19 protein-coding genes are annotated in these 23,289 nt (G+C 72.4%); 7 read left to right on the forward strand and 12 right to left on the reverse strand.

Annotation, left to right across the window (positions count from 1 at the left end; translation table 11 throughout):
• Positions 1-225: 225 nt before the first annotated feature.
• Entirely contained in the window at positions 226-3,849 is a 3,624-nt protein-coding gene (locus OHB21_RS16095) for an ABC transporter ATP-binding protein (protein ID WP_324195149.1), read from the reverse strand.
• A gap of 111 nt (positions 3,850-3,960) precedes the next feature.
• On the opposite strand from OHB21_RS16095, the gene OHB21_RS16100 reads away from it, so the two are divergent.
• Positions 3,961-4,551, forward strand: a complete 591-nt coding sequence (locus OHB21_RS16100) for a hypothetical protein (protein ID WP_195124809.1) — start codon at positions 3,961-3,963, stop codon at positions 4,549-4,551.
• On the opposite strand, the gene OHB21_RS16105 is transcribed toward OHB21_RS16100, so the two are convergent.
• From OHB21_RS16105 to OHB21_RS16120, 4 genes are all read right to left on the reverse strand, one after another.
• Positions 4,486-5,265 (reverse strand): ABC transporter permease, encoded by a 780-nt coding sequence (locus OHB21_RS16105; protein WP_195124810.1) that lies wholly within the window; start codon positions 5,263-5,265, stop codon positions 4,486-4,488. The two genes, OHB21_RS16100 and OHB21_RS16105, sit on opposite strands and share 66 nt — an antisense overlap.
• Positions 5,262-6,245, reverse strand: coding sequence for an ABC transporter ATP-binding protein (locus tag OHB21_RS16110; RefSeq protein WP_195124811.1), 984 nt, complete (start codon positions 6,243-6,245; stop codon positions 5,262-5,264). The genes OHB21_RS16105 and OHB21_RS16110 overlap by 4 nt, the downstream gene beginning before the upstream one ends.
• Complete coding sequence (locus OHB21_RS16115; protein ID WP_067511065.1) at positions 6,242-6,967, reverse strand: hypothetical protein; 726 nt, start codon at positions 6,965-6,967, stop codon at positions 6,242-6,244. Before OHB21_RS16115 ends, OHB21_RS16110 begins: the two co-directional genes overlap by 4 nt.
• 125 nt (positions 6,968-7,092) lie before the next feature.
• The gene (locus OHB21_RS16120; protein ID WP_067511064.1) at positions 7,093-8,121 is read right to left on the reverse strand and encodes a glutathione S-transferase family protein; all 1,029 of its coding nucleotides are present in this window, start codon (positions 8,119-8,121) and stop codon (positions 7,093-7,095) included.
• Between the two features lie 47 nt (positions 8,122-8,168).
• Here OHB21_RS16120 and OHB21_RS16125 point away from each other — a divergent pair, with 47 nt between their 5' ends.
• Together OHB21_RS16125 and OHB21_RS16130 are read left to right on the forward strand one after the other, a co-directional pair.
• Entirely contained in the window at positions 8,169-8,963 is a 795-nt protein-coding gene (locus OHB21_RS16125) for an enoyl-CoA hydratase/isomerase family protein (protein ID WP_067511063.1), read from the forward strand.
• Positions 8,964-9,060: 97 nt separating this feature from the next.
• Positions 9,061-10,272, forward strand: a complete 1,212-nt coding sequence (locus OHB21_RS16130; protein ID WP_067511062.1) for a class I adenylate-forming enzyme family protein — start codon at positions 9,061-9,063, stop codon at positions 10,270-10,272.
• Positions 10,273-10,293: 21 nt separating this feature from the next.
• Here OHB21_RS16130 and OHB21_RS16135 read toward each other — a convergent pair whose 3' ends face one another.
• Positions 10,294-11,055 carry a tyrosine-protein phosphatase gene (locus OHB21_RS16135; RefSeq protein WP_067511061.1) on the reverse strand — a complete coding sequence of 254 codons (762 nt, stop codon included), beginning with the start codon at positions 11,053-11,055 and terminating at the stop codon, positions 10,294-10,296.
• A 415-nt stretch (positions 11,056-11,470) separates the two neighbouring features.
• Between OHB21_RS16135 and OHB21_RS16140 the strand changes: the two genes are divergently transcribed.
• Both OHB21_RS16140 and OHB21_RS16145 read left to right on the forward strand, forming a co-directional pair.
• Positions 11,471-11,950, forward strand: coding sequence for a TetR family transcriptional regulator (locus OHB21_RS16140; protein WP_228789046.1), 480 nt, complete (start codon positions 11,471-11,473; stop codon positions 11,948-11,950).
• A 46-nt stretch (positions 11,951-11,996) separates the two neighbouring features.
• Positions 11,997-13,184, forward strand: a complete 1,188-nt coding sequence (locus OHB21_RS16145; protein ID WP_407675215.1) for an amino acid deaminase/aldolase — start codon at positions 11,997-11,999, stop codon at positions 13,182-13,184.
• Positions 13,185-13,187: 3 nt separating this feature from the next.
• On the opposite strand, the gene OHB21_RS16150 is transcribed toward OHB21_RS16145, so the two are convergent.
• Positions 13,188-16,448, reverse strand: coding sequence for a bifunctional RecB family nuclease/DEAD/DEAH box helicase (locus OHB21_RS16150; protein WP_232331805.1), 3,261 nt, complete (start codon positions 16,446-16,448; stop codon positions 13,188-13,190).
• 85 nt (positions 16,449-16,533) lie between these two features.
• On the reverse strand, positions 16,534-18,336 hold the full coding sequence (locus OHB21_RS16155; RefSeq protein WP_195124812.1) for a DEAD/DEAH box helicase: 1,803 nt from the start codon (positions 18,334-18,336) through the stop codon (positions 16,534-16,536).
• Positions 18,337-18,398: 62 nt separating this feature from the next.
• Between OHB21_RS16155 and OHB21_RS16160 the strand changes: the two genes are divergently transcribed.
• Together OHB21_RS16160 and OHB21_RS16165 are read left to right on the forward strand one after the other, a co-directional pair.
• Positions 18,399-19,253 (forward strand): carbon-nitrogen hydrolase family protein, encoded by an 855-nt coding sequence (locus OHB21_RS16160; RefSeq protein WP_195124813.1) that lies wholly within the window; start codon positions 18,399-18,401, stop codon positions 19,251-19,253.
• A gap of 11 nt (positions 19,254-19,264) precedes the next feature.
• Entirely contained in the window at positions 19,265-19,888 is a 624-nt protein-coding gene (locus tag OHB21_RS16165) for a phosphoribosyltransferase (protein WP_067511057.1), read from the forward strand.
• Between the two features lie 74 nt (positions 19,889-19,962).
• Here OHB21_RS16165 and OHB21_RS16170 read toward each other — a convergent pair whose 3' ends face one another.
• Genes OHB21_RS16170 through OHB21_RS16185 form a run of 4 tightly spaced genes read right to left on the reverse strand, consistent with a single transcriptional unit; the run spans position 19,963 to position 23,011 of the window.
• Positions 19,963-20,487: a gamma carbonic anhydrase family protein gene (locus tag OHB21_RS16170; RefSeq protein WP_195124814.1), complete on the reverse strand. Its 525-nt coding sequence runs from the start codon at positions 20,485-20,487 to the stop codon at positions 19,963-19,965.
• A gap of 10 nt (positions 20,488-20,497) precedes the next feature.
• Positions 20,498-21,370 carry an ESX secretion-associated protein EspG gene (locus OHB21_RS16175; RefSeq protein ID WP_228789048.1) on the reverse strand — a complete coding sequence of 291 codons (873 nt, stop codon included), beginning with the start codon at positions 21,368-21,370 and terminating at the stop codon, positions 20,498-20,500.
• Entirely contained in the window at positions 21,352-22,638 is a 1,287-nt protein-coding gene (locus OHB21_RS16180) for a PPE domain-containing protein (RefSeq protein WP_195124815.1), read from the reverse strand. Before OHB21_RS16180 ends, OHB21_RS16175 begins: the two co-directional genes overlap by 19 nt.
• Positions 22,631-23,011 (reverse strand): hypothetical protein, encoded by a 381-nt coding sequence (locus tag OHB21_RS16185; RefSeq protein WP_195124816.1) that lies wholly within the window; start codon positions 23,009-23,011, stop codon positions 22,631-22,633. Before OHB21_RS16185 ends, OHB21_RS16180 begins: the two co-directional genes overlap by 8 nt.
• Between the last annotated feature and the right edge of the window lie 278 nt (positions 23,012-23,289).

A 23,289-nucleotide genomic window follows, 5' to 3' on the forward strand; every position in this document is an offset into this window, starting at 1 on the left:
GGTGTTCGCCTCATTTCGTTCTTCGCGCTGCGACGTTTGTGACGTGCCCGGCACGGGGATCGGCGGATGGGCGCCGATTCACCCTCTGTCGAGGATATGCCCAGCGGCAAATCGAGGGAGCCACCCACCACCGGACAGACACGAACTCCTCTGTGCAGACCCGTCCCGAAGCGAGAATATTCCTTCTGACCGGCGCCCCGCACCCGACCCGCGCCCGCGGCCCGCTCACCCGCGCGCGGGCGCCGCGCCCGGCGAAGCCGCAGCCCACAGCCTGCGATAGGTGCCGTCGGCCGCCAGCAGCTGCTCGTGCGTCCCGAACTCGGTGACCCGGCCCCGCTCCACCACCGCGATGCGGTCGGCCCGCGCGGCCGTGCCGAGCCGGTGCGCGACCACGACGGTGGTCCGGCCTCGGGTCAGCGATCTGCTCGCTACCAGCACCGATGCCTCGCTCTGGGCGTCCAGCGTGGCGGTGGCCTCGTCCAGCAGCAACAGGTCGGGGCGCACCAGTTCGGCGCGGGCCAGCGCGATCAGCTGGCGCTGGCCCGCGGAGAGACCGCGACCGCGTTCACCCACCGGCTGGCGCAGGCCCAGCGGCAAGGCGGCGATCATGTCGGCCGCGCCCACCGCCTTCGCGGCCGCGAGCACCTCGTCGTCGGTCGCGAAAGGTTGTCCGAACGCAATGTTGCTGGCGACGTCGCCGGTGAAGAGGTGAGCTTCCTGCGGCACGATCCCCAACCGGGCCCGGTACTCGGTGAGGCGGTAGTCGCGGATGTCGACCCCGTCCACGGTGACCGCGCCCGCGTCGTCGGCGCGCGGCAGGTCGTACAGGCGGGCCAGCAGCTTGACGATGGTCGACTTGCCCGCGCCGGTCGGGCCGACCAGCGCCAGGGTCGACCCCGGCGCGATATCGAGCGTGACGCCGTCCAGCGCCGGTTTCCCCGCGTCGCCGTAGCGGAAACGCACCTCGTCGAGGCGCACCTCGCCGCGCAGCCGCCCGCGCAGCGGCGTCGCGTCGGGTGGGTCCTCGGCCAGGGTCGACGGGGTGCGCAGCAGATCGCCGATGCGGCGCAGGCCCACCCGGGCCTGCTGATAGCTGTCGAAGACCTGCGACAACTGGGTGATCGGGCCGAACAGCAGCTCCAGGTACAGCACGAACGCGACCAGCGTGCCCGCCGTCGTCACGCCGGTCGCCACCTCGCGCGCCCCGACGAACACCACGGCGGCCAGCGCCACGTCGGCCCAGGCGATGACGAACGCGAAGTACAGCGCGATCGCCCGCTGCGCCCGCATGCGCGCGGCGCGGTAGCCGGCCGAGTACTCGGCGAAGCGGCGGGCGGCGCGCGGCTCGTGCCGGTTGGCCTGCACGGCGCGCAGGCCGGCCACGTTCTCCTGGAAATCGGCGTTCACGGCCGAAACCCGTTCCCGCGACACCGAATACGCGGTGCCCGAGACCCGGCGGAACAGGACGGTGGCCAGGATCAGCGGCGGCAGCGCGAGCAGCGTGACCGAGGCCAGCGACAGGTCGATGAGCAGCAGCGCGCCGAGGATACCGACCAGGGTGAGCCCGCCGATCACGGTGGTGGCCACCCCGGTCTGCAGGAAGGTCGACAGGGCGTCCACGTCGGTGGTCATCCTGGTCATGATGCGGCCGGACAGTTCCCGCTCGTAGTAGTCCAGGCCCAGCCGTTGCAGGTGCGCGTAGCTACGCACCCGCAACCCGTAGAGCACGCGTTCGCCGGTGCGGGCGGTGAGCACGATGGTGGCCGCGCCCACGATCAGCCCGGCCACCACCAGCAGCGCGCCCAGGACCGCGGCCCAGCGCAGGGCGCCCGTGTCGGCGGCGTGCACGCCGTGATCGATGGCGTAGCGGACCAGCGGCGGGAACGCGACGCCGATCAGCGCGTCCAGCGCGAGCAGCCCGACCACGGCCGCCACCAGCGCGCGCACCGGCCGCAGCAGGCGCGGCAGGCGGAAGTGCGGATCGGGGCGGCGCAGGTCGGCGTCGTCCTGGTGGGGTTCCTCGGTGGCGGGCGGCAGGCTGTCGATGGTGCGGCGCAATTCGGGTGTTTCGGCGAGCGCGGCGCTGGCCGCGCCGAAACCGCCGCCGGTCCGGCCGGTCGCCCGGGGTTTGCGGAAGAGCGGCGCCTCGGGTTCGGTGACGCGCGGCGCGGGCGGATGCGCGGGCGCGGGCAGGCGGATCACCCGGTCGGCGTGCGCGAGGGTGGATTCGCGGTGGGCCAGGATGAGGGTGGTGCGCCCGCCGCGGTCGGGCAGCGCGTCGAAGATGGCGGCCTCGGTGAGGGCGTCGACGGCGGAGGTGGCGTCGTCGAGCACCAGCACGCGCGGACGGGTCAGCAGCACCCGCGCCAGCGCCACCCGCTGGCGCTGGCCGCCGGAGAGGGTGAGGCCGCGTTCGCCGACCACGGTGTCGTAGCCGTCGGGCAGTTCGCCGATGAACTCGTCGGCCGCGGCCAGTTTCGCGGCCTGCCTGATCTCGGCGTCGGTGGCGTCGGGGCGGCCCAGCGCGATATTGGCGGCGATCGAGGCGCTGTAGAGGAAGGGCTCGTCGAAGACCACGCCGACGGCGGCGCGCAGCTCGGCGGCGCGCACGTCGGCGATGTCGACCGGGTGCGCCGGATCGCCGCCGACCAGGCGGATGTGGCCGGCGTCGGGGGCGTAGAACCGGGGGAGCAGCAGCGACAGGGTGGTCTTGCCGGAACCCGTGGGGCCGATGATCGCCACGGTCTCGCCGGGGCGCACGGTGAGGTCGAGGTCGCGCAGGACCGGGCGGTCGGGATCGAAACCGAAAGTGAGCGAGTCGATCTCGATGCCGAGTGGGCCGTCGGGCAGCGGCACCGGGTCGGGCGGGTCGGTCAGCGCGGGCGTGGTGTCGATGACCTGGAAGACGCGTTCGGCGGCCGCGCGGGTGAGCTGGGCCAGGATGATCACCGACGTCATCGCGCGCGTCGCGGAGGTCATCGTCGCGACGTAGGCGGCGAAGGCGAGGAAGGTGCCCAGGCCCACGTGCCCGTGCAGCGCCAGCCAGCCGCCGAAGCCGATCACCCCGACCAGCCCGGCCTGCGGCACCGCCGCGACCACCGGCGCGAAGCGGGAATCCACCCGCGCCGCGCGCAGGCGTTCGGCGTAGAGCCTGCGGGCGTGGCCCTCCAGCACGTCGACCATCCGGGCTTCCTGCCCGAAACCCTTGACCACGCGGACGCCGGTGACGGTCTCCTCCACGTGCTGGGCCACCTCGGCCGCGCGCTGCTGCGCCGACCAGGTGGCCGCGAACACGCGCGGGCGCATCCGGTACACCACCAGCGCGATCCCGGGCACCACCAGCAGCGCGACGAGCGCCAGCGGCGGCGAGAGCCACAGCATCACCGCTGCGGCGAGCAGGAACTGCAGCAGCGCCATCCCCGACAGCGGGACCATCGCGAGCAGGCCCTGCACCAGTTGCAGGTCGGTGATGGAGCGTGACACCACCTGGCCGGTGCGCAGCGCGTCCTGGCCCGCCCCGTCCAGGCGCTGCAGCGCGCCGAGCACCTGGATCCGCAGCGAGTGCTGCACGTCGAGGGAGAGCCTGCCCGCCAGCAGCCGCCTGCCGAACGACGCGCCGAACCGGCCGAACGCGAGCAGCACCAGCAGCGCCGCGACCGTCCCGATCACCTCGGTGTCGCCGACCCCGGCCGCATCGATGGCACGCTTGGTCAGCAGCGGCGCGGCCACCTCCACCAGCGCCCCCGCCAGGATCGCGGCTCCCACCGCCGCGACCGTCCCCGGATAGGCACGGCTCTCGGCCCACAGCCGCCGCACCCACCCGCGCTCCCGCACAGCACCCTCACGCACCCGCACTCACCTCCCACTCGAAGGTAGCGACACATCCCGACACGCCGCGCCCGACCGAGTTGTCCACAGGCTCGCTTGGCAGGTCGCGAAACTCGGTCTACCGTCGCTCGCATGACCACGCAGGGGGAGTTCACACGGCGCTACCAGCAGCTTCGCCACGACGTCGACGACGTCTACGAACAGGTCGCGGTCCTGGAACAGAAGATGGATCGCGGCTTCCGCCGAATCGACAAACGGTTCCACAAACAAGATCTGCGCCTGGACGCCATGGACGGGCGCTTGGACGTCATCGACGGGCGCTTGGATGCGGTGGACGGGCGCTTGGACGTCATCGACGGGCGCTTGGATGCGGTGGACGGGCGCTTGGACGCCATCGACGGGCGCTTGGATGCGGTGGACGGGCGCTTGGACGCCATCGACGGACGGCTGGACACAATGAACCAACGCCTGGACACCATGGACCAACGCCTGGACACCATGGACCAACGCCTGGACAACATGGGCCAACGCCTCGACACCATGGAACGGAGCATCGGCGCCCTGGGCACCCAGGTGCGGCAGGTGGAGCACGGCGTCACGCAGATCCTCCAGCTGCTGCGCGGCGGTCGCTCCGACGGCGTGCGCAGCGGGATCAGGTCAGACGGCGCGGGTGCGCAGGTGCCACCAGGCGGCGGCGGAGAGAGCGACGGTCCACAGCAGTAGGACGACGAAGGCGGCGGGGGTGGGGGCGAGGATGTCGCTGTCGGGGAAGGAGCCGACGGCGACGGCGCCGACGGTGGCCGAGCCGGGGAGCAGGGTGACCAGGCCGCCCAGGCCCATGGCGTCGGCGATCACCCAGATCAGCGGTTCGGCGAACAGCAGCCAGCCCAGGATCAGCGCCACCGCCCCCGTCGACTGGCGCAGCAGCAGCCCGGCGGCGGTGCCGATCAGCGCCCAGCACACCACCGCGAGCAATCCGATCCCGCACACCGCGAACAGCTGTCCGCCGAAGGCGATCTTGCCGCGCCCGAACGCGAAAAGGCAGACGAGCACGACGATTTCGACTATCAGCGCCACGGCCAGCGCGCCCGCGCCGGTCACCAGCGCCTTGGCCGCCGCGATCCGGTCACGGTCGGGGGTGAACAGCGCGGTCAGCGGCATCGACCGGTAACGGAACTCCCCGCCGGCTCCCGCCGCGCCGACCGCGGCCGCGGTGAGGATCGTGGCGAGCAACGCGAGGTAGAGCCCGATGGTGGCGGCGCCGGTGGCCGGGTTCGCCTCGGGGTCGGTGGGCCCGGCCGTCAGCGCCGTCGTGGTGGCCGCGACCAGCGCCACCGCGGGCAGCCCCGCGGCGAGCAACCAGTTGCGGCGCAGCGTGGAGACCTTGCGGACCTCGGAGTTCACGGTGGGCACGAGGTCCGGGGGCAGCAGCATCATCGCGGGATCCCGTAGGGCGTCGGCGGACGGTGGACGGCCGCGCCCTGCAGCACGGGCGGCGCGGCGGGTTTGACGAGCGAGGCCAGCACCCGGTCGGGGTGGATCGGATCGGGCGTCACGCTGTCCAGCCGCACCCCGGCGGCCGCGGCGGCCTCGTGCAGCTGGGCCTCGGTTGTCTCGGCGACGGCGAGCCGTCCGTCGGGCCGGATGACGGCGTCGGTGTGCCCGCGTGCGGCGAGCGCGGTGGCCAGCGCGACGGGGGACGACGACGCGACGACCAACCGGTCGGGGTGGCCGCGCCGCAGCGTGGCCGGCGTTCCCTGGTACACCACGGAACCGCCGCAGAGCACGATCAGCTGATCCGACATCGGCACCACGGCCGCGAGACTGCGCGCGGTGAGCAGCGCCGACCCACCGCGCCGGGCGTGCCTGCGCAGGAAATCGTGCAACCAGCCGCGCTCGGCGCCGTCCAGGCCCTCGGTCGGTTCGTCCAGGATCAGCAGCTGGGGGTCGGTGAGCAGCGCGGTCGCCAGCGCCAGCCGGGTCTGCTGTCCGACCGAGAGCGCGCTCGCCGCGATCCGTGCCGCGTCGGTGAGCCCCACGGTCTCGAGCACCGCGTCCACGCGCGTGTCGGGGACATTCACCGCCGCCGCGTACACCAGCAGGTGGTCGCGGGCGCCGCGGGCGGGATGCAGACCGCGCGGCACGAGCATCCCGCCCACCTGCGCCGCCGCGTCTTCGCGCGGATCGTCGGAGATGGTGGCGGGGATCGTGCGGCCCGCGACCTCGGCCGAGCCGGAGGTCGGTTCGAGCAGCCCGAGCAGCATTCGCACCAGCGTGGTCTTGCCGGCCCCCGCCGGACCGACCAGTGCCGCGACACTGCCCGCCGCGACGCTGAACGACACGTCGGTGACCGCCGCGTACATCTCGAATCGCCTGCCGAGCCCGCGCGCGGCTAGCACCTGCCTGGCCGCCGTCATCGCGGATCGACGGGCTGCTGCGGCGCCTCCAGCGCGGGGAGCGGCTCGGCGTCGATCACCAGCTGCCTGCTGGCGGGCCACACCCGCGGCGCGGGCCCGAACGCCTTGTGCGCGTTGACGATCGTGGTCTTGCCGAGCGCGCGGTTGCCGACGCCGCCGATCACCGCGCCGATGCCCATCGGGATCACCTTGCCCGCCATCAGCGCCATCCGCTTGGTGAGGAACCGGACGATGAACCGCTTCATCAGCGAGTCGTTCATCCCGGCCAGGCCGGGCACGTGGTTGGCCAGCAGGGTGCCCCAGTTCTTGGCGGAGTGCCCGACCGACTTCTCCACGATCTCCATGCCGGAATCGCCGAGCACCACCGCGAGCACCAGCGCCCTGCGCTGCTCCTTGGCCTCGGGCGCGACGCCGTGGATGGCGGCGACGGCCAGCGTGTACAGGGCGGAGGCCTCCAGGAAGAACGCGGTCTCCGCGGTGATGGTGGCCAGCGAGGCGACGGTGCCGACGCCGGGCATGGCCGCGGTCGCGCCCGCTGCCGTGCCGCTGCCGGTGACCGCGAGCAGGTACTGCCGTTCGATACGGGTGGCGACCTGCGCCGGGGTCTCGTCGGGGTGGGCCCGCCGGATGCGATCGATGTACTTCTCCACGGCGGGCGCTTGCAGCTTCGACCCGTTTTCGAGCAACGCGACCACGGTCTTCTCGAACGCGCTGTGCCTCATCGGCAACACCCCTTAAGTCTCAGCCTTCGCTGGCAGAACTCTATGGCACCGGTCGTGTACCAGCCCAACACGACAACGAACCGCTTCCCGACCGGGGTTCCCCGGATACGCCGGAGCGAACGTCGTCACAACTGCGGGCCGCGCAGCGCGGGCACACGTTCCGAGAGCGGGGGTGGCGGAGGCGGGGTGCCGTCGCCGAAGGGCCTGCCACCGAGCGCGTCGCGCCCGTGCGGGGTGAGCCAATCGGTGAGTTCGGGGCCCTTGGGCACGATGCGGGTGGGGTTGATATCGGTGTGCACCACGTAGTAGTGGGTCTTGATCTGCCCGAAATCGACGGTGTCGCCGAAACCGGGCGTCTGGTAGAGGTCGCGGGCGTAGGCCCACAGCACCGGCATCTCACTCAGCTTCTGCCGGTTGCACTTGAAGTGGCCGTGGTACACGGGATCGAACCGCACCAGCGTGGTGAACAGCCGCACGTCGGCCTCGGTGATGGTGTCGCCCACCAGGTAGCGCTGTCCGGCCAGCCGCGCCGAGAGCGCGTCGAGCTGGGTGAACAGCCGGTCGTAGGCGGCGTCGTAGGCCTCCTGCGATCCGGCGAACCCGCAGCGGTACACGCCGTTGTTCACCTCGCGGAACACCACGGCGTTGATCGCGTCGATCTCCTCGCGCAAATGCTCCGGATACAGCTGTGGCGCGCCGGGGCGGTGGTAGGCGCTCCATTCGGTCGAGAAATCGAGGGTGATCTGCGCGTAGTCGTTGGTCACGACCTGTCCGGTCGGCACGTCGACGATCGCGGGCACGGTGATGCCGCGCGGATAGTCGGGGAACCGCGCCAGGTACGCCTCGCGCAGGCGCGGGATGCCGAGTACCGGGTCGACGCCGTCGCGATCGAGATCGAAGGTCCAGCTGTACTTGTCGTGGGTGGGCCCGCACAGTCCGAGCGAGAGCACGTCCTCGAGGCCGAGCAGCCTGCGCACGATCAGCGTGCGGTTGGCCCACGGGCAGGCGCGGGCCGCGATCAGCCGGTAGCGTCCGGGCTCGACGGGGTAGCCGTCGCGGCCGTCGGCCGTGATCCGCGTGGTGATGTAGTTCGTGTCCCGCTTGAACTCACCGGGTTCCACGTAGGAACCGCTCTCCGATACCGCCTCGCTCACCCCGCCAGTCTGGCAGATCGGCGGGCCCGCGGTTCTAGGCTGACGGCATGACTGATTCGAAGGCGACCCGACTGGACCGCGAGAACACCGGTGGCGGTGCGGAAGTGGCCGTGCTGACCCTGGCCCATCCGCCGCTGAACCTCTTCGACCGGGCGATGCTGGACGCGCTGGCCGCCGATTTCGCCGAACTGAGCGCGAAACCGCCGCGCGCGCTGCTGTTGCGGGCCGAGGGCAAGGTCGTCTCCGGCGGGGTGGACGTGCACGTGTTCGACGGCCTCACCGAGGAGCAGGGCGCCGAACTGTGGCAGACGCTGTTCGCCCAGATCATCCACCCGATCGAGGCGCTGCCGTGCCCGGTGGTGTTCGCCGCGCACGGCCTGACCCTCACCGCCGCGTTCGAGATCGCGCTGGCCTGCGACATCATCCTGGCCGCGCCGCGCGCGAAGTTCGGTCTGGTGGAGACCGTGGTCGGGCTGACGCCCTCGATGGGCGGCCCGCAGCGGCTGGCCGAGCGCGCGGGCTCGGGGCGGGCCCGCGAATTCGTGATGACGGGCGATCTCTACGACGCGGCGACGATGGCGGACTGGGGCGTGGTCAACGCCGTGCACGACGATGTCGACGCGGCCGCGCGGGCGCTGGCCCACCGCCTGGCCGACGGGCCGACCAAGGCGCACGCGGCGACCAAACGGATCATCGAGGCGTGGCGTTCCGGCGGTGTGGCGCACGCGGATTCGGTGACGCCGGAGGTGTCGGGCGCACTGTTCGCGACCGAGGATCTGCGCGGCGCCGTGCGCAGCTTCCTCGAGGTCGGTCCGGGCAAGGCGACCTACTCCGGGACATGACGGGCCGGACACGGTCGGCCACTAATCGCCGCGAAAATGTGATCCGCGTCATATAGTCGCAGGTGCCTGGCAGCTCGAGGCACCGCGCGGAGGACACATGTCGCAGCAGATCTTGGTCGAGTACCCCCTGAATCGCCCGCTCGCGCGCGACAATCCCCTGGCCAGGGGCGCGGACGGGGTGCTGCGGTACGGCAACCTCACCCCGGCGCTGACCGAACTGCTCGATCTGCAGGTGCACGCGTTCTCGAATCGCGAGGCCGTCGTGGAACTCGGCGGCCCGCGCCTGACCTACCGGGAGCTGTGGCATTCGGCCTCCCGGATCGCGGGCGGGTTGCAGGAGCACGGCATCGGCTACGGCGACCGGGTGGCCGTGCACCTGCCGGTCGGCGTCCGCTGGGTGCGGTCCTTCCTCGGCGCCCTGCTCAGCGGCGCGGTGCCGGTGCTGGTCGATCACGCCCTGCCCGGCCCGGTCGCCGAGCGCGTGATCGCCGACGCCGGAGCCGATTTCGTGCTCGGGGACGGCGACGCGGACCTGCCCGACGGCGCCGCGTTCATCGACGACGGCGCCGCGCTGGGCGATCTGGCCCTGCTCTGCTACACCAGCGGCACCCGCCGCGGCGTGGAGCTGACCAACGAGAACCTGCTCTCGGCGATCCGGTCGGTGGTCGGGGCGCTGGACCTGCCCGCCGACGGCCTGCGCAACCTGGTGCTGCTGCCCCTGGCCCACGCCAGCGGCTGCGTCGACCAGCTGCTGCCCACCTTCGCGGTCGGCGGCACCGTCGTGCTGGCCCCCGACACCGGCCGCCTGGCCGAGGCGCTCGTCACCGAGCGGATCGATATGGTCTCGGGCACACCGCGGCTGTTCGCCGGACTGCTGCCGCACCTGGCCGCACTGCGCGGCGAGGGCCTGGACACCGCGCGGGTGCGCCGCATCAGCAACGCCGGGCATCGCACGCCGGTGCCCGCCGAATCGGTGACCGCGCTGCGCGACGCCTTCCCCGAGGCGCGGCAGTGGTCGGTGTGGGGCGCCACCGAGACCAGCGGCATCGGGCTGGCCGTGGACGACACGGTGGCGCAGGACGATTCGGCCACCGTGCTCGGATTCCCGTTCGGCGGTACGGAATTGGCGCTGTGGGGTCCGCGCGCCGAACTGGGGTGTGGCGAATTGCTGTGTCGCGGGCCGAATGTCACGCGGCGGTACTGGAACGATCCCGAGGCCACCGCGCACCGCTTCACCGGCACCTGGTTCCACACCGGCGACCAGGTGCGCATCGGGGCCGACGGCCTGGTCCGGCGCGAAACAGCGTGAGCGGCCGGCGATTGCGTCGCGTCAGCGCAGCATGCGCTCGCGCAGCCGCTCGCGCAGCGGATCCGTCAGCCCGGCCGCCTCGAGGTAGCTGTCGAAATCGCCGAAGTGCGAGACCGCCGCGTCGAGCGCGGTGCGCAGGTACTCGGGATGCACGCCGAGCAGATCGTCGGACACGTTCGCGCCGGCCGCCAGCTTCGGCGCGATCATCGCGCGCAGCGCGGGCACCGCGTGATTGCTGAGCAGGAAGTCGCCGAACACCTCGTCCTCGGTGACGCCCACCGCGCGCAGCAGCGTGGCCACCGCCCAGCCGGTGCGGTCCTTGCCCGCCGCGCAATGCACCAGTACCGCGCCCTCGCCGTCCACCAGGGTCCGGGCGATCGCGGTGATCGCGGCGTGCGATTCGGGCAGGGTGGGGAAGGCCCGGTAGACCTCGATCATGTGGATGCGGGCCGCGGAGGTCTGCGCGTCGTGCGGCGGGGTCTCGCCCATCCGGGTGTCGAACGGGGTGATGGTGAGCCGCACGTCACCGGGCAGGTTGTCGTGGCCGACGTGGTCGATCTCGGCCGGGCCGCGCAGGTCGAACACATCGGTGACGCGCAGGTCGCGCAGCACCCGGTGCCCGTCGCCGTCGAGGCCGCTCAGTTGCGCCGAGCGCAACAGCACCCCGGGGCGCACGGTCGCGCCGTCCTCGGTGCGCAGGCCGCCGGTGTCGCGGAAGTTGAACGTCCCGGGGACGAGGAAATGGTCGGTGGGGGGCGTGTCGGCGGGTGGGGTGAGGGTCACCGGTCCAGGCTATCGACCGCCGATGGCGGGCGGGTAGCGCCGGAGCGAGGGGTGAATGTCGGGTTCGGCGTCCGGTTTGTCCGTAGTCACTGTGTGATCGGCCACAGAATGCGGGGGTGTCGTCTGTCCATCCGTACTGTGGAACAAGCGTGTGTCACGGCCGCGAGGGGCCGTGACGGGCGCAGGGAGCGGCAGCGGAATGGGGGCACCGCGGCGTTGCGGAGTCATTCCGTTTGGATAACAAAACATTCTTCCAGTTTGGAAATACCCACCGAACCCGTTCTCAAACCCCGAAAACCCTCTACCATTGATGAACGTTGGACCGGACAATCCAGGGATTGTCAGGGTTGCCCGTCCGAGTTCAGCGAGACGCGCCGGTGCGACGGCGCGTGATCTCATCCCGAGGGAGTCGTCGTTGAGCGTACGTGGAGAAACAGTCGAGGGCCGGTTGCGACCGGCCCTCTGCGAGGCCGTCGAGAAGGCGGCCGCCTCGCTCGATATCACCGGAGTGCGGGCGCTGCGGGTCCTGCTGCACGCCGGCGTGACGGCCTACTGGCCGCAGGTCAAGGCCGCGCCGACCAAGTCGATCCGCGCCTACGAGGAGACCGTGCAGACCCTGCGCGAGCGGTGGGAGGAGCAGTCGGAATGCGTGCCCGACCCGGTCGCCTCCGCCTGGTTCCGTCAGATGGACGGCGAAGTCGCCGAGTTCTTGGAACTGTGTGCGCGCCGCTCGGGCGCGCAGTGGATCGAGCCCGTCGACGCGATCGCCGCTTACGTCGTCTCGGTGTTGCAGGGCACGGTCCTGCGCTGGCTGGCCGATTGCGATGACGAGACCACGCTGGTGGTGCTCGACGACCTGGTCACCGGCCTGGCCGGCCGCGCGGTCGAAGTCTGACGACATTCCCGCTCGATACTGGACATGTGACCAGTTGGGTGGTTGAGTGGATCCGGTGAGCGAGATATCGCCGATCGCCGGTCTGCACGCGGCCACCGCGGAGCTGGACCCGCCGCTGGCCGCCCTCGATCTGACTGCGCTGCGCGCCAACGCCGCCGACCTGGCCCGCCGCGCGGGCGGGGTCCCGATCCGCGTCGCGAGCAAATCCGTCCGCTGCCGCGCGATCCTGGAGACCGTGCTGGATGCGGGACTCACCGCCGACGGCGGATTCGCCGGGATCATGTCCTATTCGCTGCGCGAGGCGATCTGGCTCGTCGGCCTCGGCGCCCGCGACGTCCTGCTCGGCTACCCGAGCGTCGATCGGGCCGCGCTGGCCGAACTCGCGGCCGACGAGACGCTGCTCGATTCGATCACCCTGATGGTCGACGACGTCGATCAACTCGACTTCATCCGCACCGCCGTCGGCTCCGACCGCGTGCACCCCCGCGTCTGCCTGGACGTCGACGCCTCGCTGCGCATCGGTCCGGTGCACCTGGGCGTGCGGCGCTCCCCGGTGCGCACCCCCGACCAGGCCGCCGCCCTGGCCCGCGCCGCGCTAGAGCGCGGGTTCCGGGTGGTCGGCGTGATGACCTACGAAGCGCAGATCGCGGGCCTGCCCGACAGCAATATCGCGGTGCGGCTGGTCAAGCGCGCCTCGGCGGCCGAGATCACCAAACGCCGCAGGGCCGTGGTCGACGCGGTGCGTTCGGTGACCGGCCCGCTCGAGATCGTCAACAGCGGCGGCAGTGGGTCGATCGAGGTCAGCGTGGTCGATCCCGACGTGACCGAGGTGACCGCGGGGTCGGGCCTCTACGTGCCCACGCTGTTCGACCACTACCGCGCCTTCACCCCGCGCCCCGCGCTGTTCTTCGCGACCTCGGTGCTGCGCAAGCCGGCGCCGTCCATCGCCACGGTCTTCGCGGGCGGATACATCGCGTCCGGTCCGGCCGGTCCGACTCGCGTGCCGAAGCCTGTGTGGCCCAACGGTTTACGCCTGATCGGCACCGAAGGGGCGGGCGAGGTGCAGACGCCGTTGAAGGCCGCCGCGGAACTGCGCATCGGTGACCGCGTGTGGTTCCGGCACGCCAAGGCGGGCGAACTGTGCGAGCGGTTCGACGAGGTGCACCTGGTCGAATCCGACGGCTCGCGCGTCACGGTGCCGACCTATCGCGGTGAGGGAAAGAACTTCGGCTGACGCTCAGCCGAGGCTGAGGAACCCGGCGAGCTCGGCGACCTCGCGCGGTGTCGCGGGCAGATACTCGGTGAGCAGCGGGGACCGGATGATCACCGCGCGCCACATCGCGCGGCTGAGCGCGGCGCGAACGAGCCCGCGCGACAACAGGAATGACATCCCGTGCGGCGCGTCGGCGGGGCTCGAGGTCGTCATCGACAGCAGGACCACCGCCGCCTCCCGGCCGCGGAACTTCTCGGCCGTGCCCACCAGCACGTCCTCGATCTTGGCGCGCGCCAGCATGCTCCGGATGCGCCCCACCTGCGCGCCGTAGGGCGCGATGACGAAGATGTCGTGCGGATGCAGCCGCCGGGTCGTCGTGCCCGCCGTCCACGACATGCCCAGCAGGGCGCGCACCTGGCGCACCACTTCGCGCGCCTCGGCCACCGATTCGGTCGCGTCGCCCCGGTGCTCGACCAGGATCGTGCCGATCCCGGGCGCCAGACCGTCGAGAGTCCTTGCCAGGGCCACGGTTTCGTTGGAGCGCAGCCGTCCGTCGTAGTAGAGCCGCGAAATCGGTTCGCACACGCGCGGATGCATGCGCCAGGTGCGGTCCAGGAAGTAGCCGCGCTCGGCGGGCACCGTGTTGCGGCCGTCGAGCAGCCAGTCCAGCACCGAATCGCCCACCGGCGCCGGATGTCCGGCGCGGCTGAGCGCGGGCGCCGGATCGCCGAGCAGCAGCAGATTGCGCGCGCTGCCCGCCACGGCCGCCGTCTCGGCCAGCGGGAAGCGGCCCGCGTCGGCGATCACCAGCAGGTCCAGGCTCTCGGTGGGCACCACGGCGTCGTCGGCGAAATCGGCGGGCAGACCGCCGATCACGCAGCCGTTGACGGCGTTGTCCAGGAAACGCGGGAACCGTGCGGCCTCCACCACCGCCCATTCCGGCGCGACGGATTCGGCGTCGCGCTTGGCGACGAGCTCGGGCAGTACGCCGATCGTCACGATCGCGTCGAGCAGGTTCTCCACCGTCGAATGTGCCTGCGCCACAATGCCGATGCGCCACCGGTCGCGCACCACCAGCCGCTCCAGCACGCGCGCGAGCGTCGAGTTCTTCCCGGTGCCCGAGGGGCCCTGCACCACCACGTAGGACCCGTCCAGCGCCCTGGCCGCCGCCGTGACGGCCGCGGCGTGGTCGCCGTGCACCTCGGGCAGCGCGGCATCGCCGTGCAGGCGCGGCGCGCGCCGGGCGAGAATGTCGAACAGCGCGCCCTCGGGGATGCGCGGCAGCGTCATCAACAGGTGCTGGGCCGCCGATTCCCTGGCGGCTTCGGCGTTTTCGTCCCAGGGCGGCAACGCGGGCGCGAGGGCGATGGGGAGATCGTCGAAGGGAGCGCAGCCCGCGGGGAGATGTTCCTCGAGGCGCACCGTGTCGTCGAAATCGGCGTCGACGGCGCACCCCAGGACGGTCGCGGTGGTGGTGGCGCGCAAGCCGGGCCCGCCGCTCATGCCGGGGGAGACGGAGCGGTCGTAGAAGGTGTAGACGGTGTCACCGGGGGCGGGGATGCCCGCGCCCGTGTCGCCGGTGCCGATGCGGCCGGTCACCGTGAGGTAGCGCCGCATGGTGGCGCGCTGCGGACTGTGGTGCCACTTGGTGTCCACGGTGCCCCACTCCGCGACGAGAACGCCTGGCGCGTCGGGCCATTCCGGCACCGGGTGGCTGAGGCGGTCGGTGTGCGCGAACCACAGCGCCTGCCGTTCGCGTCGCCGGTAGCCCAGCGCCGCCGCCATCGCGGCCGCCGGGTGCTGGGGATCGGCTTGCGTCGCGGCGTATTCCGCGAGCGCGGCTTCGACGGAGGAGGGGCTCGGCCCGAGATCGGTTCCGAGCGGGACGGAGTCGTTGCGGTACGGCGGGGCGTCGTGTTCGGTGGCCAGGTCCAGCAGCCAGTCGCGCAGGCACAGTACGGTCTTCGTGCCCTCGCCGCCGACCAGCGGGCGCAGCCGCGCGAGGTCGTACGACGTGGTCGCGACCAGCACCGCGCCCCGCACGATCGGATACAGGTCCACCACGGCACCCGCGCGCAGCAACTCGTCGAGCGGTTCCTCCCCGACCCCCAGCGCGCCGGTCCAGCGCGTCAGCGTGCCCCGCACCGCCGAAGTGTGGTGGTACAGACGCAGATCCGGATAGGTGCGGCGCCGCAGCTCGATCAGGCCGAACAAGCGCCGCAGGGCCGACCGCAGCCCCTCGACGCCGCCGTCCGTCGCCGCGTCGAACGACAGCAGCGTGCCCTCGTATCCGGCGACCGCCAAGCTCGCGGGGTCGCCTGCGGTATCGACCGACAGGGTCAGCGCCAGGTCCCCGTCCGACGCGGGCGGTAGCGCGCCCAGCGCCACCGGGTCCAGCACCGCGTACACCGGCCCGCCGGAATCCGCTGCGCGCGACTGGATCTCGGCCTGCCTGCGCAGCGCCTTCACCGTGCGCGGCGGCAGGCCGGGTACGGCAGACCCCAGTCCGGCCAGCCGTTCCACGGTGCTCGCCCCGGCCTCGCGCAACCGGGCGCGCGCGGTGCCGGTCATCCCGGCCACCAGCAGCGGGTCGCGCGCGGCGGTCAGTTCGGGCACACAGACGGGGCAGCGTCCGCACGCCAGATACCTCGGATCGCCCCACTGGACGGGTAGCAGTTCGCCCAGCTGCTCGTCCACGATCCGTTCCAGTCGCCGCCTGCGCGCCTGGTAAACCGGCAGCAACTCCGCGAGCGGCGTCGTGGCGCCGGGTGGGTACAGCCGCACCACGGGTTCGCTGCGCGCGTCGGCCGCCGTGAGCGCGTCGGCGCACGCGGCCGCTTCCAGTGCGGCGGCCATCCGGTCGTGCGGTGTCGGCGCCGTGACGTGCACCGTGTACCGCGACCCGGCGGCCACCACGGCGTCGCAGGAACAGGTGAATCGGCCGTCGAAGAACACCGCGCCCCGGATGGCCGGCACGCCGTCGCGCAGCGCCGCCACCGTGGCCTCGTGCGCGTCGCTCAGCGCCCGCATTCGCGCCGCAGGGTCGTCCGGATTCTGCCAGGGCTGCCGGATCTCGACCAGCGCGCCGCCGTAGCGGTCGCGCAGGTCGGCCAGCCTGCGCTCGCGCGCATCGTCGTAGCCGCCCGGCGCCGCGAACGGCGGTGGGGCGGCGGGCTCGCCGGGCGCCGTGCCCAGTTCGGCGTCGAGGGCGCGCAGCATCGCGAACTCACAGCGCGCCGCGCGCACGAGATCAGCGGCGGTGCAGACGACACGATCACCGAACACGAACAAACGCGCCCCTCCTGTGTCTACGCCGGGACAACGGCAACACCTTAGCCACTTCTCGCGGCCGCGGTGGACACCGCCCGGTTCAGGAGCGTGGCTTGCGGCGCTCCGGTCGCTTGCCGCCGTCGCGGTCGCGGCGCGGGCCGCGGGTGAACGGACGGTGCGAGGGCGGACCGGAATCGAGTTGCAGCTGGATCAGCACACCGCTGATCCTGGTGCGGCGCAACGCTTCCAGCGTCTCCTCGGGCAGGTGCGCGGGCAGCTCCACCAGGCTGTGGTCCGGCCGGATGCTGATGTGCCCGAAGTCGCTGCGGCGCAGGCCGCCCTCGTTGGCGATGGCGCCGACGATCGCGCCCGGCACCACCCGGTGCCGCTTGCCGACGCTGATCCGGTAGGTCGCCAGTTCCGCGCCGGTGGCCCGGTGCCGCGACGGTCCCTCGTCGAAGGCGCGCGCCGGGCGTTCGCGCAGCGGGCGTTCGCGGCGTTGCGGCTCCGGCTCGGGCTCCATGAAGAAGTTGTCGCCGTCGTAGGAGCCCACGGCCAGCGCGGCCGCGATGTCCACCAGCGGGATGTTGTGCTCGCGCTCGTAGTCCTCGATGAGCTTGCGGAACAGCGGCAGGTTCGCCGAGGAGAGGTTCTCGGTGATCGCGTCGCCGAATTTGGCCACGCGCTGCGCGTTCACGTCCTCCACGCTGGGCAGCTGCATCTCGGTCAGCGGGTGGCGGGTGGCGCGCTCGATCGCCTTGAGCAGGTGGCGTTCGCGCGGCGCCACGAACAGCAGCGCCTCACCGCTGCGCCCGGCGCGCCCGGTGCGGCCGATGCGGTGCACGTAGGACTCGGTGTCGTGCGGGATGTCGTAGTTCACGACGTGCGAGATGCGCTCCACGTCCAGGCCGCGCGCCGCGACGTCGGTGGCCACCAGAATGTCGAGGGCGCCCGACTTGAGCTGGCCGATGGTGCGCTCGCGCTGGTTCTGCGCGATGTCGCCGTTGATGGCGGCCGCGGAGAACCCGCGGGCGCGCAGCTTCTCGGCGAGCTCCTCGGTGCCCTGCTTGGTGCGCACGAAGATGATCATGGCCTCGAAGGTCTCCACCTCGAGCACCCTGGTCAGCGCGTCCAGCTTGCGCTGGTGCGACACCTGCACCCAGCGCTGGGAGATATTGGTGTTGGTCTGGGTCTTGGCCTTGACCGTGATCTCCACCGGATCGTGCAGGTACTGCTTGGAGATCTTGCGGATGGCCGAGGGCATGGTGGCCGAGAACAGCGCCACCTGCTTCTCGGCGGGGGTGTCGGCGAGGATGCGCTCGACGTCCTCCTGGAAGCCCATCTTGAGCATCTCGTCGGCCTCGTCGAGCACCAGGTAGCGCAGCTTCGACAGGTCGAGCGTGCCCTTCTCCAGGTGATCGATCACGCGGCCGGGCGTGCCGACCACGACCTGCGCGCCGCGGCGCAGCCCGGACAGCTGCACGCCGTAGGACTGGCCGCCGTAGATCGGCAGCACGTGCAGGCCGGGCATGTGGGTGGCGTAGCGGCCGAAGGCCTCGGCCACCTGGATCGCCAGCTCACGGGTCGGGGCCAGCACGAGCGCGCGGGGCTCCTTGCCGGAGTCCTGCAGGCCCATGAGGATCGGGATGGCGAACGCGGCGGTCTTGCCCGTACCGGTCTGCGCGAGGCCGACCACGTCGGCGCCGTCGAGCAGCGGGGGGATGGTCGCCGCCTGGATCGGGGAGGGCGACTCGTAGCCGACGTCGGCGATGGCCCGCAGGATGCGGTCATCGATGCCGAGATCGGCGAAGGTAGGACCGACGGGGTGGGTGACCGTGTCCTCGTCCCCACCCGAATCCCTGTCGTTGTCGCCAGGAACGCTGTCGACCTGATTGGTACTCATTGACCAGGAGTTTACTGCCTCGCGGTGGCCGTTCCGGCCACGGGGCCAATACGGTGAGACCCATGCAACCCAACGACGCGCCGGAGCATCGGAATCACCTTGCCGCACAGGTGCCGGTCGCGGTGGTGCAGTTCGCGCCCACGACCGAGCCCGCGGACAACCTCGCCGCGCTGCGCGACCACGTCGCCGAGGCGGCGCGCCGCGGCGCCCGGGTGGTGGCGGCGCCCGAGTATTCGATGTACGCCGTGACGCGCCTCGACGAGCGGGTCGTCGCCGTCGCCGAGCCGCTCACCGGGCCGTTCGCCACCGGACTGGCCGGCCTCGCGCGCGAGTTCGGGGTCCACCTGGTGGCGGGCATGATCGAACAGGTCGCGCCCGGCGCCGATCGCATCCGCAACACGCTGCTCGTGCACGGGCCGGACGGCGACCTCGTCGCCAGCTACCGCAAGGTGCACCTCTACGACGCGTTCGGCCACCTCGAATCCGACGTGGTGGAGCCCGGCGCCCTCACCGCGCCGCCCGTGTTCACCGTGGGAGACGTCACCTTCGGCGTCCAGACCTGCTTCGATCTGCGCTTCCCCGAAGGATTCCGGCGTCTCGCCGCGGCGGGCGCGCAGGCGCTGCTGGTGCCCGCGCAGTGGATTCCCGGTCCCGCCAAGGTGGATCAGTGGACCACCCTGCTGCGGGCGCGCGCCATCGAGAACACGGTGTACGTCGCGGCCGCCGACCAGGCCGCCCCGCGCGGCGCGGGCGCGTCCATGATCATCGACCCCACCGGGGCGGTGCTCGCCGAACTCGGTGCAGAGCCCGGTGTGCTCACCGCGACCGTCGAACTCGACCGCCTCGCCGAGGTGCGGGCCGTCAATCCCAGCCTGGCCTTGCGGCGATTCGCGATCACCGAGCGCGCACCGGAGTAGCGTCGGAGTGGATGACCTACCCCGATCGCACGGCGGCCGGTCGCGTTCTGGGAGCCCGGCTGGAGCATCTGCGCGCATCGATGCCGCTGGTGCTCGGGCTGCCGCGCGGCGGTGTGCCGGTGGCGGCGGCGGTCCGCTCGGTCATCGGGGGCGATCTGGACATCCTGCTGGTGCGCAAGCTGGGCGTGCCGTGGCAGCCGGAGCTGGCCATGGGCGCGATCGGTGAGCAGGGCGTGCGCGTGCTCAACCCGGACGTGATCCGGCACACCGGGGTGTCGCGCGCCGAACTCGCCCGCGTGGAACGGCTGGAGCGCGCGGAACTCGAACGCCGCCTGGCCGTCTGGCGCGGGAGCGGCGGCCCGGTGCCGATCGGCGGGCGCACCGCGATCATCGTCGACGACGGCATGGCCACCGGCGCGACCGTGGTGGTGGCCTGCCGCGTGGTGCGGCTGCACCAGCCCGCTCGCGTGGTCGTCGCCGTCCCGGTGTCCTCGTCGGAGGCGGTGCATCGGGCGGCGGGCGAGGCCGACGAGGTGGTGTGCCCGCTGGTGCCACCGGATCTCGGTGGCGTGGGCACCGCGTACCGGGACTTCCACCAGCTCGCCGACGAGGAAGTGTCGGTGCTGCTCGCCTGAACGGGGCCGGCGCGCAGCCGGATTCGCCCGCCCCGGGTCACCGGTCGCCACGGCGGCGTGCGGGGCGGCGTCGATCAGACCTCGGTGATCCCCTTGCGATGGCGTTGCGCGAGTTCGGCGTAGAAGCCGGGGTTGGCGCGGACCCACATCTCGGCCTGGGTGCCTTCGATGGGGCGTTTGACCTGGGCGGGGGAGCCCGCGGCGAGCACGCCGTCGGGGATCGCGGCGCCCGGCGGCACCAGCGAATGGGCGGCGATCATGCTGCCCGCGCCGATCTTCGCCAGGTCCAGCACCGTGGTGCCGTTGCCGACGATCGCCTCGGCGCCCACCGACGCGCCGTGGAACACCACGCTGTGCGCGATGGTCGCGCCCGCGCCGATGGTCATCGGCACGTCCGGCGGTACGTGCAGCACCGCGTTGTCCTGGATATTGGCGCGCTCGCCGATGACGATGGGCGCCAGGTCGGCGCGCAGCACCGCGCCGTACCAGATGGACGCGCCCGCCTCGACGCGCACATCGCCGATGAGGGTGGCGGTGGGCGCGACGAACGCCGTCGGATCGACCTGCGGCCGTTTGCCTTCGAATTCGTAGAGTGGCACGCGTCCAGGTCTACCAGCGTTCGGCGTGCGCTGTCGCCTGCTCGGCGGCGGCCAGCATCGGCCGCAGGTGCGCGGCGAATGCCTCGGCATGCACCGGGGCCACGTGCACATCGGCGCCGGTGCGCACCGCGTAGCGGCCGTCCTCGGCGACGTCGATCCAGGAGAGCACACCGAACGGCCGCATTTCCGCACCGCGCCGCACCGAGATGACGATCTGCCCGATGCCGTCGCGCGGACGGTTGAGCAGCCGCCGGATTCGCGCGGGCGCCGACGGCCCCGAAACCGGCACGGTCACCAGATCGCGGCTGTCCTCCTTGACCCGCGACAGCGGCGAGCTGAGCCGCCCGAGCGTGCCGGGGCGCTGTTCGGGCAGGGTCGACACGATGCGCGCCGCGAGGTTCTTGGTGTTGCCGACGAACAGCCGCACGTCGCCGCCGCGGTCGGGCAGCGGACCGGGGCGCTGCGCCGCGACCACGGCCACCTCGCCGGCCGCCACCGCCAGCACGCGCACCGGCTTCGCCTCGGCGGCGGGTGCGCCGGCCGTGTCGTCCGCGGCGTCACCGGTCGCGCCGATGGCGAATTCCGCTGTGTCGACCGACCATTCGTCGTCCGCGACGGCGGGCCCGAGGGTGCGCCGGTGCTCGCCGTACACCTCCACCAGCACCGCGGGCCTGGTCAGCAGCCGCAGCGCGGCCTCCAGATCGGCGTCGAGCGTGTGCTCGCACCAGCGGTGCAGTTCGGGCAGTTGCGCGGCGCGTTCATCGGAGTCGCGCGCCGAGAGCCGGACGGCCAGCGGGTAGGGCACGCGGTCCCCGTCGGTGCGCTCCCAGGCCATGGCGAACTGGTCCGGGGTCAGCGTCCAGTTCACTCCAGCTCGGTCCATTCACCGACCACCGGGGGCGTCGTCGGATCGAGTTCGCCGATCAGCTCGCTGTTCTCCTCGCCGGGCTCCAGGAAGGTGAGATCGTCGTCCTCCCAGAGCAGATCGTCGTCGTCCTCGTCCTCCTCCGGACGCGCGGGGCGTGACGCGTTCGCCGCGACGCTCGACCCCTGCCGGGTGGTGTCGGCGGCGGCCAGCGCGCCACCCATGAGCCCGCCGACGGCGCCCGCGCCCATGCCGGTGACGGCGGCGTCGCCCGCGTTGGTCTCGCGGCGGCGCTCCTCGCGCTTGCGCTCGTCGTCGGCGGACGCGGGCGAAGTCGTGGTGGTGGGCACCGTCGCCGCGGGCACCGAGGCCGCCGGTGCGGCGGTGACCGGCGCGCCCGCGACAGGACGGACCGCGCGATCCTGTGGCGCGGCCGCTGCGGACGCGGTGTCGGCCGCGACCGGCACCGGTTTGGCCACGGCGGGCGTGGTGTCGGTGCCGCCCGGGATAGTGGGGAGCACGGCGGCGGGCGTGGTGCTCGCGGGCACGGTGGACGCCTCGGGCTCCCGCTCCGGCTGCGGTTCCTGGCCCTGCTCCGGCTCGGTCGCGCCGGGCGTCTCGGCCTGCGGCGTGGACACGACGTTCGAAACCGGTTGGGAGACAGGCGTTCCCGACGGGTCGACGGTGGTGGTGATCTGGATGCCCGGTGCGGGCTCGCCCGAACCCGGGGTGCCGATGCCCGCGGGGGCGTCGGGGAAGGCGGGCACGCCGGTGCCCGCGCCGAGGAACACGTTGGTGTAGATGCTGTCCATCGCCTGCACCACATCCTGCCGGTCGTGCTCGGCGGCCTTCTGTGTGGCGACGATGGCGGTGGCCTGGGTCGGATCCAGCAGTGCCGAGGACAGATCCGCCTCGGTCTGCTCGCCGACGCCGATGGCGGCGCGCAGCGCCTCGGCCGCGTCGCCCGCCTGGCCGAGCCGCTGGGCGACGGCGGCGAACACATCGGCCAACCGCTGGCCGTGCTGTTCGAAATCGCGGACCGCGTCGGCGGCCGCGCCCGCCGCACCGCCCCGCCAGCCGTCGGCGATGAGCGCGCGGATCTCGGTGTGCGCCTGCGCCACCGCGTCGGTGAGCCCGGTCGCCGAGCCCTGCCACGCCTGGCTGCCCGCGTGCAGCGCGACCGGGTCGAGCAGTTGCACCTTCTGATGGATCTCGCGCTGCTGGAGGTGGTCGAACACCTCGACGGTCGGCGCGTACGCCGGATCGGTGCGGGGCAGATCAGGCATGGGCCACCCCCGCCGCGTCCACCTCGGCGACGGCCGCGGCCAGCCCGTCGTCGGCCGCGCTGTAGGCGGCCGCGGCGGCGCGGAAGGTCGCCGCGAGCTCGCGCGCGGAGTCGGCGTAGGCCCGCAGCCGGGTGATCGCCTCGCCCGCCTTGCCCTCGAAGCCGGCGCGCAGCGCGTCACCGGAGGCGAATCCGCCGAACCCCGGCAGTGAGGTGGCGGCCGTGAGCCCGTGGATCTGGGCCTCCACCTGATCGGCCAGCTGTTCGTAGCGGCGCGCGCACCGTTCGTGCGCGCCGTCCGCGACGAGTACACCGTCGATCCAGAGCCTGCCCTCGTCGACAGCCTGATTCAGGTTCGTGACCTGTGGCCGCATCGACCGTCCCCCTTCCTCATCGTGCCGCGTGCCCCGCGGCCGTACTCGGTTCTCCCGCGCCGCGCCGACCCCACGGCGGCGCCTGCTCCACCGCGCGCGAGCACACCGTCGCCGCGCGCACCGGCCCGGCCGGTCACTCCCCGGGGGCCGATGGTCCCCGCAATTTTAAGCAGGTACCCGGGCGCGTTGTCCCCCACCGATGTCGCCTTTGTCGTAAAACACCAACGGCCGGGGAAGTCGACACGCGGGGAACCCAGGCCCGCCCGATCGTGGCGCCG

Source organism: Nocardia puris, from assembly GCF_036051655.1.
Classification (GTDB): domain Bacteria; phylum Actinomycetota; class Actinomycetes; order Mycobacteriales; family Mycobacteriaceae; genus Nocardia; species Nocardia puris.